Source organism: Longicatena sp. 210702-DFI.1.196 (assembly GCF_020563125.1).
Lineage (GTDB): Bacteria > Bacillota_I > Bacilli_A > Erysipelotrichales > Erysipelotrichaceae > Longicatena > Longicatena caecimuris.
In genome coordinates this window covers 1-14,035 of sequence record NZ_JAJCPX010000019.1, presented here as the reverse complement: position 1 = coordinate 14,035, position 14,035 = coordinate 1, and the positions used below count along the sequence as shown (strand labels likewise).

14 protein-coding genes are annotated in these 14,035 nt (G+C 36.8%); 13 read left to right on the top strand and 1 reads right to left on the bottom strand.

Annotation, left to right across the window (positions count from 1 at the left end):
- Positions 1–68 precede the first annotated feature (68 nt).
- The 7 genes from LI241_RS09090 to LI241_RS09070 all read left to right on the top strand — a co-directional run bounded on the left by LI241_RS09090 (position 69) and on the right by LI241_RS09070 (position 4,428).
- Positions 69–1,196 carry an RNA-directed DNA polymerase gene (locus LI241_RS09090; protein WP_227151191.1) on the top strand — a complete coding sequence of 376 codons (1,128 nt, stop codon included), beginning with the start codon at positions 69–71 and terminating at the stop codon, positions 1,194–1,196.
- A complete protein-coding gene (locus LI241_RS09085; RefSeq protein ID WP_227151190.1) occupies positions 1,193–1,459 on the top strand; it encodes a hypothetical protein in 267 nt (88 codons plus the stop codon). Before LI241_RS09090 ends, LI241_RS09085 begins: the two co-directional genes overlap by 4 nt.
- 18 nt (positions 1,460–1,477) lie before the next feature.
- Positions 1,478–1,585: a CD1375 family protein gene (locus LI241_RS15820; protein WP_255616479.1), complete on the top strand. Its 108-nt coding sequence runs from the start codon at positions 1,478–1,480 to the stop codon at positions 1,583–1,585.
- A gap of 37 nt (positions 1,586–1,622) precedes the next feature.
- On the top strand, positions 1,623–1,748 hold the full coding sequence (locus tag LI241_RS15815) for a CD1375 family protein (protein WP_255616478.1): 126 nt from the start codon (positions 1,623–1,625) through the stop codon (positions 1,746–1,748).
- 76 nt (positions 1,749–1,824) lie between these two features.
- On the top strand, positions 1,825–2,247 hold the full coding sequence (locus LI241_RS09080; protein WP_227151188.1) for a holin family protein: 423 nt from the start codon (positions 1,825–1,827) through the stop codon (positions 2,245–2,247).
- Position 2,248: 1 nt separating this feature from the next.
- Positions 2,249–3,187, top strand: coding sequence for an SPOR domain-containing protein (locus LI241_RS09075; RefSeq protein WP_227151186.1), 939 nt, complete (start codon positions 2,249–2,251; stop codon positions 3,185–3,187).
- Positions 3,188–3,396: 209 nt separating this feature from the next.
- Positions 3,397–4,428 carry an acyltransferase family protein gene (locus tag LI241_RS09070; protein WP_008687872.1) on the top strand — a complete coding sequence of 344 codons (1,032 nt, stop codon included), beginning with the start codon at positions 3,397–3,399 and terminating at the stop codon, positions 4,426–4,428.
- A gap of 113 nt (positions 4,429–4,541) precedes the next feature.
- Here LI241_RS09070 and gdhA read toward each other — a convergent pair whose 3' ends face one another.
- A complete protein-coding gene (gene gdhA / locus LI241_RS09065; protein WP_008687874.1) occupies positions 4,542–5,873 on the bottom strand; it encodes an NADP-specific glutamate dehydrogenase in 1,332 nt (443 codons plus the stop codon).
- Positions 5,874–6,055: 182 nt separating this feature from the next.
- Between gdhA and LI241_RS09060 the strand changes: the two genes are divergently transcribed.
- From LI241_RS09060 to LI241_RS09035, 6 genes are all read left to right on the top strand, one after another.
- Positions 6,056–6,280: a FeoA domain-containing protein gene (locus LI241_RS09060; protein ID WP_008687876.1), complete on the top strand. Its 225-nt coding sequence runs from the start codon at positions 6,056–6,058 to the stop codon at positions 6,278–6,280.
- Positions 6,280–8,391, top strand: coding sequence for a ferrous iron transport protein B (gene feoB, locus LI241_RS09055; RefSeq protein WP_008687879.1), 2,112 nt, complete (start codon positions 6,280–6,282; stop codon positions 8,389–8,391). Before LI241_RS09060 ends, feoB begins: the two co-directional genes overlap by 1 nt.
- Positions 8,392–8,607: 216 nt before the next feature.
- On the top strand, positions 8,608–9,231 hold the full coding sequence (locus tag LI241_RS09050) for a cysteine hydrolase family protein (RefSeq protein ID WP_008687881.1): 624 nt from the start codon (positions 8,608–8,610) through the stop codon (positions 9,229–9,231).
- A gap of 5 nt (positions 9,232–9,236) precedes the next feature.
- Complete coding sequence (locus LI241_RS09045) at positions 9,237–10,727, top strand: nicotinate phosphoribosyltransferase (protein ID WP_008687882.1); 1,491 nt, start codon at positions 9,237–9,239, stop codon at positions 10,725–10,727.
- Entirely contained in the window at positions 10,708–11,382 is a 675-nt protein-coding gene (locus LI241_RS09040) for a hypothetical protein (protein WP_008687883.1), read from the top strand. The genes LI241_RS09045 and LI241_RS09040 overlap by 20 nt, the downstream gene beginning before the upstream one ends.
- Before the next feature lie 177 nt (positions 11,383–11,559).
- On the top strand, positions 11,560–14,035 hold a 2,476-nt coding region (locus LI241_RS09035; RefSeq protein ID WP_227151184.1), incomplete at its 3' end, for a leucine-rich repeat protein.

The following is a 14,035-nucleotide window of genomic DNA, read 5'->3' as shown; positions in this document are numbered from 1 at the left end:
TCAAAAATTGTATTAGTAGGGAAACCGAACATTCAAGACTATGAAAACATCAAAGGAAACCAAAGAACATGAAAAGATACGGAAACATTTATGACAAGATTTGTGACATGGACAATTTAAGACTTGCACATCAAAATGCAAGGGAAGACAAGTTGTTTTATAAAGAAGTGAAGATGGTTGATTCTGACCCTGACAAATACCTGTCCATGATTAGGGAAATGCTGCTGAATGAAACATATCAAGTTTCAGAATACACAATTTCAATAATCAATGATAAGGGAAAAGAAAGGGAACTTGCAAAACTTCCTTATTTCCCTGACAGAATTATTCAATGGGCAATCATGCTTCAAGTGGAAGATATTTTCTTGAAGACATTTTGTTCACATACTTGTTCCAGTATTCCTGGAAGGGGAATCAAAGAAGCATATATGCTGACAACAAAATATATGAAAGACAGAATCAACACCAAGTATTGCTTGAAGATAGATGTTTCAAAATTCTATCCAAGTATAAACCATGACATCTTGAAAAAGATGCTGCGAAAAAAGTTCAAAGACAAAAGACTTCTTTCACTTTTTGACAAAATAATTGATTCTTACCCAAAACAGACTGGTGTTCCTATTGGTTCATATCTTTCACAATATCTTGCAAACTTTTATTTAGCATATTTTGACCATTGGTTGAAAGAAGAAATGGGTGTGAAGTATGTGGTCAGATTTGCTGATGATATGGTCATATATGGTGCATCAAAGCAGGAACTTCATTCCTTGATTCGTGAAATTAAGAAGTATATGAAAGACAATCTTGAAATCAGGGTCAAGGACAACTGGCAAGTATTCCCCACTAATACAAGGGGTATTGACTTTGTGGGATATAGATTTTTCTATGATTTCATTTTATTAAGAAAATCAACCTGCAAAAGATTCAAGAGGAAAATGCTTAAAATCAAAGCAAAGTGGGATGATGGGAAACTTCCAAATTATTCAGAATGGTGTTCTGCAAATTCTTATATTGGATGGTTGAAGTGGTGTGATTCTTGGCGGTTGTTTGAAAAGTATATTGAACCAATTGTCAATGCATTGGTTGCTTATTATAAGTTTGTTATCAAGAAGGATGCAAAACCAAAGGCAAGAAACAATGCAGTAATTAAGTATGTCAACAAAATTTATCAGAAGAAAGGAAGGGTTGCAGCATGATTGATTGTGGTTATGTAACAGGCAGCAAAGAACAGGCGGTGGAACTGATTGTTGGTATTGACACAGTATATGTCCATGATGACATTCAACTTCTTAAAAAGGAAGATGAACAGGGAAATCCTGTTGAAGTGTATCAATATCATGAAGTTCAGTATGACAAAGATGAATACATCAAGGCTATGTCTGAAAAGAATTCTGAACTGGAAAACCAGTTGACTGACACACAGCTTGCACTTTGTGATGTCTATGAACTGATTGGTTAAGAAAGGCGGTGAATCAGGATGGCAAAGGTTTATGCAGATTTAATCAGAAAAGGAAAGAAAACCATTGATGATGTACCTGCAAAGTTAAGGGATGAAGTTCAGGCAATCCTTGATGCAGATGTTTAAGCACATCAAAAATTGGTTTAGAAAGGTGGTGGAAACCATGGCAGTTGTATATGCAACACTTATCATCAAAGGCAAGAAAACTTTTGCTGATGTTCCTGCAAGAATTCAGGAACAGGTGAAGCAGGTACTTATTGACCTTGATTGTGGTGACCTTGCACAGTAGGAAACCACACTGAATCCCCTTCCATTATGATTGGAAGGGGATTTTCTTATGAACTAAAAAGAAAGGACAGATTGGAATGAAAGGATATGTTACAACAGCTTTTGGTGTTGTCGGTGGATTCATTGCTTCCCTGTTTGGGGGGTGGGATGCTGCATTGACAACCTTGGTGATTTTTATGGGGATTGACTATGTGACAGGATTGATTGTTGCAGGTGTCTTCCATAACAGCGGAAAAACTGAATCAGGTGCTTTGGAATCCAGGGCAGGATGGAAAGGGTTGTGCAGAAAAGGCATGACCCTTTTGATTGTCCTGATTGCTTGCAGACTTGACTTGATTATGAACACAAACTTTGTCAGGGATGCAGTTGTGATTGGATATATTGCAAATGAAACCATCAGCATTGTTGAAAATGCAGGATTGATGGGTCTTCCTATTCCATCAGCAATCACAAAGGCAATTGAAGTTTTAACAAAGAAAAATGAAAAAGAAGGTGAATAATATGTCATACACAAACAGTCCATTGGTGTGTTATACTGGTTTAAGTCCAAACCATTCAGGACAGAGAACACACAGCATTGACAGAATCACACCACATTGTGTGGTTGGTCAGTTATCTTGTGAAACCATTTGTGCCTGCTTCCCAAAGGGAAGGGATGCATCCTGCAATTATGGAATTGGTTCTGATGGAAGAATTTCTTTGATTGTTGAAGAAAAGAACAGGTCTTGGTGTTCTTCCAGTGGTGCAAATGACCAAAGAGCAATCACAATTGAATGTGCATCTGATAAAACTGCACCTTATGCAATGAATGATGCTGTTTATCAGTCACTTATCAAGTTATGTGTGGACATCTGCAAGAGAAATGGAAAGACCAAACTTCTTTGGTTCGGTGACAAGGACAAGTCTTTGAATTATGAACCAAAGGATGATGAAATGGTCATCACAGTTCACAGATGGTTTGCAAACAAGTCCTGCCCTGGTGACTGGTTATATTCAAGACTTGGTGACCTGGCAGCAAAGGTGACTGCACAGCTTGGTGGAAAGACAGAAGAAAGCGGTGTTCTTTATCGTGTTCAGACTGGTGCTTTTTCAAAGAAGTCAAATGCTGATGCAATGCTTGCAAAAGTAAAGGCAGCAGGTTTTGACACTTACATGGTGCAAGTCAATGGTTTGTATAAAATTCAGGTTGGTGCATACAGTAAAAAATCAAATGCGGAAGCAATGCTTGCAAAAATTAAAGCAAAAGGTTTTGACGCATTCATCACAACAAAAAGTGGTCAGGCGGTGTCTGCAACACCTGCAAAGAAATCCATTGATGAAATTGCAAAGGAAGTTATTGAAGGTAAATGGGGAAATGGTGATGCAAGAAAATCTTCACTGGAAAAAGCAGGATATAACTATACAGAAGTACAGAAGAAGGTCAATGAACTTTGCAAGTGATGATGTGCATTGTTTTCCATTAGAAACTGGTTAGTAACAAAACACACTGAAAAGTGTATAAAATAAGGGTTCGGAACTATCAAAACGAAAATGAAGGCAGTATTTATCATATGTCTTATGATGAAATTGTTTCCCTTTTTGATATGGAATAAGCCATTCCAAATAAGAAACATGCTCGTATCCTGTAGAGCAGAAAGGACATTTTGTTTATGAAAAAAACCATGGAAAGATTATCGAATTTTGAAATTTTAAGAATCATCAGCATGTTGTTGATCATATGTCATCATTTTGCGTTGTATAGTGGTTTTCGGTATCCTTCATCCACGATAACAATGAATAGCGTCTTCATTCAATTTTTATCATATGGGGGTCAGCTTGGCGTTAACTTATTCGTATTGATCAGTGGTTATTTTTTGGTAAAGAATGAATTCAAAGTAAAAAAAGCGGTGAAGCTGTGGATGGATATTTCTATATATGCGATTATCATCATGCTTATATTTGCTATTGCCGGTACCGATTTCAACTTCTTTGAAGTCGTAAAGAATATCTTTCCGATACCTTATAACATGTGGTGGTTTGCGACATCTTATTTCATGATGTATTTGCTATCCGGATATATCAATAAACTAATTTATGCTTTATCTAAAAGGGAATTGGATCATCTCATCTTATTGTTAATCGTCATATGTTCGATTCTGCCTACGTTTATGGCAGCACGTATGACATCTACCCTTATGTGGTTTTTTCTGTTATATATCATCGCTGCCCGAATACGTTTATATGCATTGACAAATAAAGTTTTTGATCACAGTTTAATGATTGGGGCAATAGGATATGTTTTCTGTTTAGGATCTTGTGTACTATTTGATATCATTGGTACAAAAATTGCTATTTTTAGTGATTATGCTACTTATTTTGCAAGAATAGATTCCATTACGATGTTGTTTTGTTCAATCTTCTTATTTATAGGATTCAAAAATTTAAATATTAAGCATTCTAAGATGATAAATACGATTGCCGCAACAACCTTCGGTGTTTATTTACTTCATGAAAATGAATATATTCGACCATTCTTATGGAAAACGGTATTTCATAGTGCGGAACATGCGAACGATAGTCGTTTAATTTTATATGCGATAGGGGCAATCCTAGCTACGTTTGCGCTATGTTCTTTCATTAGTTATATATATAATAAAACAATCGGGCGATGGATAAATGCCCTATTAACCAAAGCAAAATAGGTAATCATAAATTTAAGCATCCATTTGAAAAAAGTCTTATACATAAGCTCAAAAAAATCCCCGCACTGCCAACTAGCGAAGGGCAAGTGTAGGGGATTTTTTAGAATAGGTGATTAAACGATACCTTGTTCAATCATAGAATCCGCAACTTTAATGAAACCAGCAATATTTGCGCCAACCATAAAATTATCAGGAGCGTCATATTCTTTTGCTGTTTCACTCACTGTCTTATAAATGTTTTCCATAATATCTTTTAATCTAGCATCCACTTCTTCTGCTGTCCAAGAAAGGCGCAAAGAATTCTGTGACATTTCTAATGCAGAAGTGGCAACACCACCGGCATTGCTTGCTTTACCTGGAGCAAACAGGATGTGATTTTGCATCAGTACATCAATCGCATCTGGCGTTGTTGGCATATTAGCACCTTCGCATACGGCGATAACACCATTTTTGATTAATGTTTCAGCATCTTCTTTGTTTAATTCATTTTGCGTAGCACATGGGAGTGCGATGTCGCAAGGGGTATTCCAAATACGACCATCCTTATGGAAAACAGAACCTTTCACGCTTTTTGCATATTCAGAAATGCGTCCGCGGCGAACTTCTTTGATTTCTTTCATAACATCTAAATTGATGCCGTTTTCATCAATGATGTAGCCACTGGAGTCACTCATAGCGATGACCTTGGCACCTAGCATCGTTGCTTTTTCCGCTGCATAAATAGCTACATTTCCACTACCGCTGATAACAACTTTTTTTCCTTTAAAGGAGTTACCTTTATCTTGCAGCATAGCTTCTGTAAAATAGCAAAGGCCATAACCGGTAGCCTCTGTTCTTACTAAAGAACCGCCCCATTTCAAACCTTTACCGGTCAAGACTCCGCAAAACTCATTGCGGATGCGTTTATATTGTCCAAACATATATCCAATTTCACGTGCTCCAACACCAATATCGCCAGCTGGAACATCTGTGTTAGGACCGATATATTTGCATAATTCAGTCATGAAACTTTGACAAAAGCGCATAACTTCAGCATCACTTTTTCCTTTTGGATCAAAATCACTTCCGCCTTTGCCTCCGCCGATAGGCAGTCCAGTCAAAGAATTTTTGAAAATTTGTTCAAATCCTAAGAATTTGATGATTGATATATTTACGCTTGGATGAAAACGAAGACCACCTTTGTATGGTCCGATAGCGGAGTTAAACTCAATGCGATAACCGCGATTCACTTGTAGTTTTCCCTGATCGTCTACCCAAGGCACACGGAAGATGATTTGACGTTCTGGCTCAACGATGCGCTCAAATACACCTTTTTCTATATATTCCGGATGTTTCTCTGCAACCTTTTCCAGAGAAAGTAATACTTCGTCAACAGCCTGAATGAATTCCACATCATTTGGGTTGCGTTTGATGACAGCTTCTTTAATGTAATCTAATTTAGCCATAGTATTCCTCCTTTTAGCCTGCCTATATTATATACGCAAAAAGAAAAAATGAAAATAAAAAATTTAATTTTTTCATATTTTTGAAAATATATTCATTTCTTATGAAAAATAGAACCATATAATTTCGTGTTATTCCGACGCATTTTGAAACCTGCATCGCTTACGATGATAGCGGTGATAAGATGAAAGCAAGTGAAATGCGGGAAGGGCAGCGTGCTATAATTCAGCATATTGAAATGTCAAAGACAGATAAAAAACGTTTATTCTATTTAGGCATCTATGAAGGAGGCGTCCTTACGATGCTGCAAAAAGCGCCCATGAAGGATCCTATATTATATTTTGCACAAGGCAATCAATTGATTCTAAGAAAAAAAGATGCTCAAAACATTCAGGTGGAGGTGATTTGATGAAACAGTATCAAGTGGCCTTTGTAGGCAATCCAAACGTTGGGAAAAGTGCCTGGATCAATGCGTTAAGTAATGCGCATTTCCAAGTGGGGAATTGGCCAGGTGTTACCGTTGAAAAGAAAGAAGCCATCGTCACATGGGGAGATGCTCAATATCATTTTATTGATCTTCCCGGCTGTTACAGTTTAGAAACAATAGGGAATGAAGAACGTATAACCACACAGTTCCTAAAAGAAGCACACGTAGATATCATCGTAAATGTGCTTGATGCAACCAACCTGTCTAGAAATTTATTACTCACTTTGTCATTGCGTGAATTGCAGCTGCCCATGCTTTTATTGTTTAATTTTATGGATGAAGTAGAAAAACAACATATTCACATCGATATGAATGCATTACAGCGACGCCTTCAAATACCAATATTGCCTTACAGTGCTTTAGATAAAAAACATTATGGAGAAGTAAAAAAGGCAATCATCCAAATGACGAAACAAAAGGTCTGTTATTATCCATTGTTAGAAAAACAAGAATTACAGGCATACATACAGTTGTTTGAGCGTATCGAAAAGGCAGTTCCTAAAGATAGCGTTTATGAAGAAGATGAATTGCATCGACTTTGTATGCGTTTTATCCATAAGGATGCTGCAACATGGCGGCAATTAAAAAACTGGGGGATACAAGAGATAGAATTACAAGCGTTTGCACAAAGGTTGGATGATAAAACGATGCAGCAACACCGCTATGAGATCATTCATTCCTTTATGAAGTATGTAAAACAAGATGAACATCAACGCTATGCAATATCACGGCGCATTGATCGTATGATTTTGCATCCATATCTTGGTATGCCAATCTTTTTGGCTATTTTTACAATAGTATTGTTATTTGTTTTTCAAGCCAGTGCCCCATGGACGACTTTTATTGATTATCTGATTCATGACATTTTATACAAATATCTGGCAGTTGGAATAAGTTTTTTACCAATAGCAGTGCAAAAACTGCTTCTGGATGGTATTCTTGCCGGTGTTGGCGGAGTACTGGTTTTTCTTCCTTTAATGGCTTTTCTCTACATGGTCTTATCGATCCTAGAGGAAAGCGGTTATATGTCACGCATTGCTTTTCTATTAGATCGAGCTATGCGAAGTTTTCATTTAAGTGGGAAAAGCTTTGTGTCCTTATTGTTAGGCTTTGGTTGTAATGTACCGGCAATCTATTCTACCCGCACCTTAGATAATGAAAAACAGAAAAAAATGTGTGCTTTATTAATCCCTTTTATGTCATGTGGAGCGCGTTTACCTATTTATGTTTTATTCGCTGCGGCATTCTTTCCCCACAAAGCCGGATTGATGATTGTTACCATGTATGCATTAGGTGTCTTTTTGGCCCTTATCTTAGCCTTTGTCTATTCACGATTTATGGCGTTTAAAGAAGATGCTATCTTTATTTTAGAGCTGCCTCCTTACCGTCTTCCTAAACTACGCATGGTCTTTGCCAAAGTAGTCTTGGAAGTAAAAGGTTATATCAAAAAAGCCACTGGGATAGTTTTATGGGCCATGGTTATTTTATGGGGTCTATCTTATTTCCCTAATGGACAGGTATCAACTAGTTATTTAGCAACTATATCGCAGAAGGTAGCGCCTCTTTTTGAGCCATTAGGCTTTGGCAATCGTTGGGAATGTGTGGCAGCATTGCCTGGAGGTATCATTGCGAAAGAAACAATTGTCGGCTACTTTGAAACGCTTTCCCATCCATTGAAAGAGGAACAAACACAACAATCCTTACAGCCGCTGGAAGATATGGCGGCAATTGGTAAACATGCCCAAACGGCATTAACGGATAGTATTTTTGCCTTCATCCGACCACAAATTCGTCTGAAGCCGGATAACGATGCCCAGGTATCTATGATACAATCCTTATGGTCAGATGAACATGCGAATCTTAGAGCTTTTTGTTTTATGGTTTACGTCTTATTAAGCATTCCTTGTATTATGACCTTGCAAGCGATGTTTCATGAATATGGATGGAAACTGATGAGCATATCGATTGGCAGTATGTTATTAATACCATATCTAGTTTCCTTACTTATCTTTCAGATCTTTTCTTTATTTTAATACTAATACAAAGGAAAGCTGTGCAGGAGTATAAGAAATCAGGAATTTCCTGATTTTTTCTTATTTGATGAAGGATGATTGTTATTCACAGTAATTGTCCTTCCTTATGATGTATAAAACCGTAAAACAAATAGCAATTCCTTGATTTTTGTTTCCTATTTTGAAAAAAAAGACTATAATGATAAAGAATAAATTTTTTAAAGGAGAATCTTTCTTATGGCAAGAGTTAGTGAAACTTTTTTGAATTCGTATCAAGCAATGCAGATGGACAAGCTTCAAAAACCAATCATTTTTGTTGTGGATATGATTAATGGATTTGTAAAAGAAGGCGCATTACATGATGAAGCAATTCATGATATCACTGCGAATATCCAACATTTGCTTCAAGATAAAGCGTGTCGGTGTATCTTTATCGCAGATGCCCATCCGCCAAAGACAAGAGAATTTAATGCTTATCCAAGCCATTGTGTCATTGGTACAAGTGAAAGTGAAATCATTGAGGAATTACAACCTCATGTAGATGAAGTAATGCATAAAAACAGCACAAATACCTTTACATGTCCAGACTTTCAAGCATTTTTGGAAAAACGTATTCAGAATTATCAGGATATTGTCATCACCGGTTGTTGTACCGATATTTGTATCCTACAATTTGCGCTGTGTTTGAATGCCTGGTTAAATGAACATAATTATGATGATATGCGTATTATTATTCCTATTGATTGTATTGATACTTTTCATATCGAAAATGTTCATGAGTGTGTTACGCATAATGAATATAGTATCCGCAATATGGAGAGTAATGGAATCTTAATGGTTTCAAGGATAGAAAGAGGGTAAGCTGTATGAAAAGTCTAGATTATAAGTTTGATTTTCGAGATGAACGTAACTTGAGTTTGGTCATGGATTTTTATGAATTGACAATGAGCCAATGCTATTTTAATTCAGAAGCGCGTGAGCGTATCGTAACCTTTGATTTGTTTTATCGTAAGAATCCGGATAACGGTGGATATGCTGTATTTGCCGGCTTAGAAGAAATCATCGGCTATATTCAAAATCTTCATTTTGAAGATGAAGATATTGCCTATTTGCGTTCCTTACATAAATTTTCAGATGCCTTTTTAGATTATTTGCGTCATTTTATCTTTACGGGTGATATTTATGCCATCAAAGAAGGAACACCAGTCTTCCCCTATGAACCATTAATTCGTGTAAGAGCAAAAATTATTGAAGCACAGCTGTTGGAAACAGCAATGCTTTTATGTGTGAATCATCAAACCTTAATTGCGACAAAAGCACGAAGAATTGTCAAAGCTGCAAAGGGAAGAGCAATCATGGAATTTGGTGCACGCCGTGCCCATAATTTTGATGCAGCCAATTATGGAGCAAGAGCTGCTTATATCGGTGGTGTAGCAGGTACGGCAACAACATATGCCGGTCAAAAATTTGGTATGCCTGTCTTAGGTACAATGGCACATTCTTTTGTTCAATCTTTTGATAATGAATATGATGCATTCTTAGCTTATGCAAAAACATATCCGGATAGCTGTACCGTTTTGCTAGATACCTATGATACTTTAAAAAGCGGTCTGCCGAATGCGATTCGCGTCGCTAAGGAATATTTGGAACCTAATGGCTATCGTATGCAGGGTGTGCGCATTGATTCTGGAGATATGGCATATTTGTCTAAGAAGATTCGTAAAGCTTTGGATGCGGCGGGAATGGAAGACTGCAACATCGTTGTGTCCAATTCATTGGATGAGTATTTGATACAATCCTTGATTTCGCAAGGGGCCCAAATCAATAGTATGGGTGTTGGCGAAAATCTTGTGTGCAGTAAATCCACGCCAGTGTTCGGCGGTGTTTATAAAATGAGTGCGGTTTATGAAGATGAGAAAATGATTCCTAAAATCAAAGTCAGTGAAAATGTCGAAAAAGTAACGAATCCGGCATTTAAGGATTTATACCGGATATATGATAAAGAGACGATGAAAGCTATTGGTGATATCATGACGGTTCATGGAGAAGTGCTTGATCCTAATCAGGATTTGACTATTTATCATCAGATGAACAGTTGGAAAAATAAAACGATTCCAGCTGGAACCTATATCATAAAAGATTTATTAGAGCCAATTTTCATAAATGGTGAGCTTGTATATGATGTGCCGGAATTATCCGCAATACGTGATTACAGCGAAGCAGAATTCTCACATATGTGGGATGAAATTCTGCGCTTTGAATATCCACAGACATACTATGTGGATCTGTCGAAAAAGCTCTTAGATCTAAAACTTAAAATGTTGGAGGATGTTAAGCATGTCAATGCCAATAAATAAACGCGAACGTTTTTTGAAACGTCTGCTTTATGGTTGTGCTGCTGTTTATATCATCACGTTGTTTCTTGCCCTTTATCATAATTTTATGGTCAAAGATTATAATGCGCTAGGCATGGGGTTTGTAGCAATGCTGACACCGTTGATCGTTCCTGTCCTATTTAAGGTGTTGCATTTTCAACCGGTATATGAGATCTATATCATATCGACTGTTTTCACCTATTTTGCGTCATTGATCGGCAGCAGTTTCCATTGGTATTCTTTGACAGGATTTGATAAGGTTCTGCATTTTTCCAGTGGTTGGATGTTTACAACAGTAGCCGTTATTCTGTTTTTCTTCATTCGGAAAAGTAATACCTTTCCTGAAAAAAAAGATTTCACTTTATTTTTAGTGTTTATTAATGCTGTGAATATCGCGATTGGAGAAATATGGGAGTTTTATGAATATGCGATGTTGATCTTCTTTGACAACGATTGCATCAATCATTATACACAAGGTGTACATGATACGATTACCGATGTTATGTGCGCTACCGTTGGCGGTATCTTATTAACCTTATTGATTGTTAGGTATTATAAGAGTGGGAAAAGTAATTTCTTTACGAATGTGTATGAGAAATTCTATGAACGTAATATCAAACCAAGAATGAAGGCGTAAAGCCTTTTTTTTCTTCATTAAGCGATATGCATCTACGGCTTGGATGTTGCAAATATTTTTGGTTATTTTCTTGTTTTTTTGGTTATTTTCATGAAATTCATAGGATTATTGCTATGAAACACTTGCGTCTGTATATGTTTCGCGTTACTATGAATGTAGGGAAATGAGGGAATAGTTATGAAATTAAAAAAGATAATTGTAGTATTGCTAGCATGTATGTTAGGAATGGCAATGGGAGAACAACCGTTTTTCCAAATGAAAGCGAAGGAAAATGGAAATATCTCGTTTGCTGAACGAGAATCGCAAAAGACTTCGCAGACGAATCCAATAAACAAAGAGGCATCGAAAGGTTATCAACTAACAAGACCAGCCAGCAAGGTCAAAGCGTTAAAAAGTGTCAGTGCTTCTACAGACAGTAAGACTTATACACTGACAGCAAATATTCATGCAGTATTACAGGGGGATACTCTGACAATCAGTGGAACTGGTGAAATTCCTGATTATGATAAGAGTACGGCACCATGGGGCGATTATGATTATGATATTAAGAAGGTCATTATAAATAAAGGGATTACCAGTATTGGACAGCAAGCATTTCGCTATCTATATGCATTAGAAAGCGTAAGTCTGCCAGCAGGGCTTACGAGCATTAAAGATTCCGCCTTTTACAGATGTCGCCGATTACAAAAAGTAAGCGGTGGAGAATCTTTAAAAAGCATTGGTGAAGGAGCTTTTGTGTTATGTAGCGATCTTACTTCTTTTACCTTTCCAGAAGGACTGACAACAATCGAGTCTTTCGCTTTTCAGGATACAGCATTAAGCACTGTTACATTGCCTGCATCATTGAAAACCTGTAAAGAACTAGCATTTATGCGAAGTGTATCAACATTTAATGTAGCTGCAGGAAATCCAGTGTATAGTAGTAAAGATGGAGTGTTGTATAACAAAGATAAGACAGAATTAGTTGCTTATCCAGCAAATAAAACATCAGCTTCTTTTACGATACCATCCAGTGTGACAACAATAGCATCTTATGCCTTTAGTGATGTTGAAGAATTACAAGCTATATACATCCCTTCATCAGTTAAAACAATGAAGGATTGGGTATTTGTACGCTCAGGCATTACTTCTTTGACGTTACCATCCTCTTTGAAAGAGTTAGGTTATGGTGTTGCGGAAGATTGCCAAAATCTGACTACAGCAACGATTCATGCTTCTTTGGATACTTTACCTTATCTTTCATTTTCAGAATGCAAAAAATTAAACAGTGTAGTGTTTGATGGGAAAATAACGACCATTTTTGCAAGAGCTTTCTATCGTTGTGATAGTTTAAGCAATATTGTATTCCCTAATAGTCTTAAACAAATTAATGTGTATGCCTTCTATGGTTGTAAAAAATTAACTTCTTTAAAATTCCCAAGTTCATTGGAATATATTGAAGCAGGAGCCTTTGAAGCAGCCGGTGTGGATTTAGCGAAAGTGGTACCATCTACTTTATCTAAGATGAGCGATGGTAGTTATATTCAAATAGAAAATTTAAAAATTAAAGGAACTTCCATGTACACGGAAGCGAAAAAAGTGCTTGATCTAGTTAATAAGGAACGTCGGGCAAATGGCAGAGCTGATTTGATTATGGATGAAACATTGTTTGAAGCAGCCCAGCAAAGAGCAGCTGAGCTTGCCGTATATTATAGTCATACGCGTCCTTCCGGTTTAAGCTGTTATAGTGTTTCATCATTGATCGATGGTGAAAATATAGCAGCGGCTCAATCTAATGCAAACAGTGTAATGAATGATTGGAATCATTCACTTGGGCATCATTCTAATATCATAAATGGAAGTTTTCAGTCCATCGGTATTGGATGCTTTTATCATGATGGAGTACATTATTGGGTGCAAGTTTTCTCAAGAAGTAAAGGTACCAACAAAACGACATACGCATCTGACGCTTTAAAAACTTATCAGATACAGGCAAAATACAATTCTCAGAACTATTCTATCAGCAGCACGAGTAAAACAATAAAACCAAATGCTTCAACTACCTTAAGTGTATACGGTCAAAACAATGGATGGAGTTTAGTAAGATATGAAGTAGAACAAAGTGTAATTCAATGGTCCAGTGGTGATAGCTCAATTGCAAACATCCGTAATGGCGTAGTTACTGGTGTTAAAGGAGGCAGTACAAAAGTATATGCACTTTGCCCAAATGGGAAGAAACTTACTGTGAATATCACCGTACAGCCCAATACTTATAAAATCACATACTATCTAAATGGCGGTACACAACAGGGAAATCCTTCTACTTATAATAATACTAGCAATACCATAACCTTAAAAAATCCCACACGAAAAGGCTATACGTTTAAGGGATGGTACAGTGATAGTAAGTATAAATACAGAGTAACGTCTATCAAGAAAGGCAGTACCGGAAATAAAACACTGTATGCAAAATGGAGCAAAAACACCTATAAACTTAGCTATCAACTGAATGGTGGGAAAAATGGTAAGAATCCATCCTCTTATACGGTAACCAGCAATACGATTACCTTAAAAAGTCCTACACGAAAAGGCTATACGTTTAAAGGATGGTACAGTGACAGTAAATATAAATACAAGGTAACATCCATTAAGAAAGGCAGTACCGGAAATAAGA

Excerpts from the sequence above, each read along its gene's own strand:
- LI241_RS09045 (WP_008687882.1), top strand. The coding sequence starts at position 9,237 with ATGAAAAGTCTAGATTATAAGTTTGATTTTCGAGATGAACGTAACTTG.
- LI241_RS09090 (WP_227151191.1), top strand. The coding sequence starts at position 69 with ATGAAAAGATACGGAAACATTTATGACAAGATTTGTGACATGGACAAT.
- LI241_RS09075 (WP_227151186.1), top strand. The coding sequence starts at position 2,249 with ATGTCATACACAAACAGTCCATTGGTGTGTTATACTGGTTTAAGTCCA.
- LI241_RS09050 (WP_008687881.1), top strand. The coding sequence starts at position 8,608 with ATGGCAAGAGTTAGTGAAACTTTTTTGAATTCGTATCAAGCAATGCAG.
- LI241_RS15820 (WP_255616479.1), top strand. The coding sequence starts at position 1,478 with ATGGCAAAGGTTTATGCAGATTTAATCAGAAAAGGAAAGAAAACCATT.
- feoB (WP_008687879.1), top strand. The coding sequence starts at position 6,280 with ATGAAACAGTATCAAGTGGCCTTTGTAGGCAATCCAAACGTTGGGAAA.
- LI241_RS15815 (WP_255616478.1), top strand. The coding sequence starts at position 1,623 with ATGGCAGTTGTATATGCAACACTTATCATCAAAGGCAAGAAAACTTTT.
- gdhA (WP_008687874.1), bottom strand. The coding sequence starts at position 5,873 with ATGGCTAAATTAGATTACATTAAAGAAGCTGTCATCAAACGCAACCCA.
- LI241_RS09070 (WP_008687872.1), top strand. The coding sequence starts at position 3,397 with ATGAAAAAAACCATGGAAAGATTATCGAATTTTGAAATTTTAAGAATC.
- LI241_RS09085 (WP_227151190.1), top strand. The coding sequence starts at position 1,193 with ATGATTGATTGTGGTTATGTAACAGGCAGCAAAGAACAGGCGGTGGAA.
- LI241_RS09080 (WP_227151188.1), top strand. The coding sequence starts at position 1,825 with ATGAAAGGATATGTTACAACAGCTTTTGGTGTTGTCGGTGGATTCATT.
- LI241_RS09060 (WP_008687876.1), top strand. The coding sequence starts at position 6,056 with ATGAAAGCAAGTGAAATGCGGGAAGGGCAGCGTGCTATAATTCAGCAT.
- LI241_RS09040 (WP_008687883.1), top strand. The coding sequence starts at position 10,708 with ATGTCAATGCCAATAAATAAACGCGAACGTTTTTTGAAACGTCTGCTT.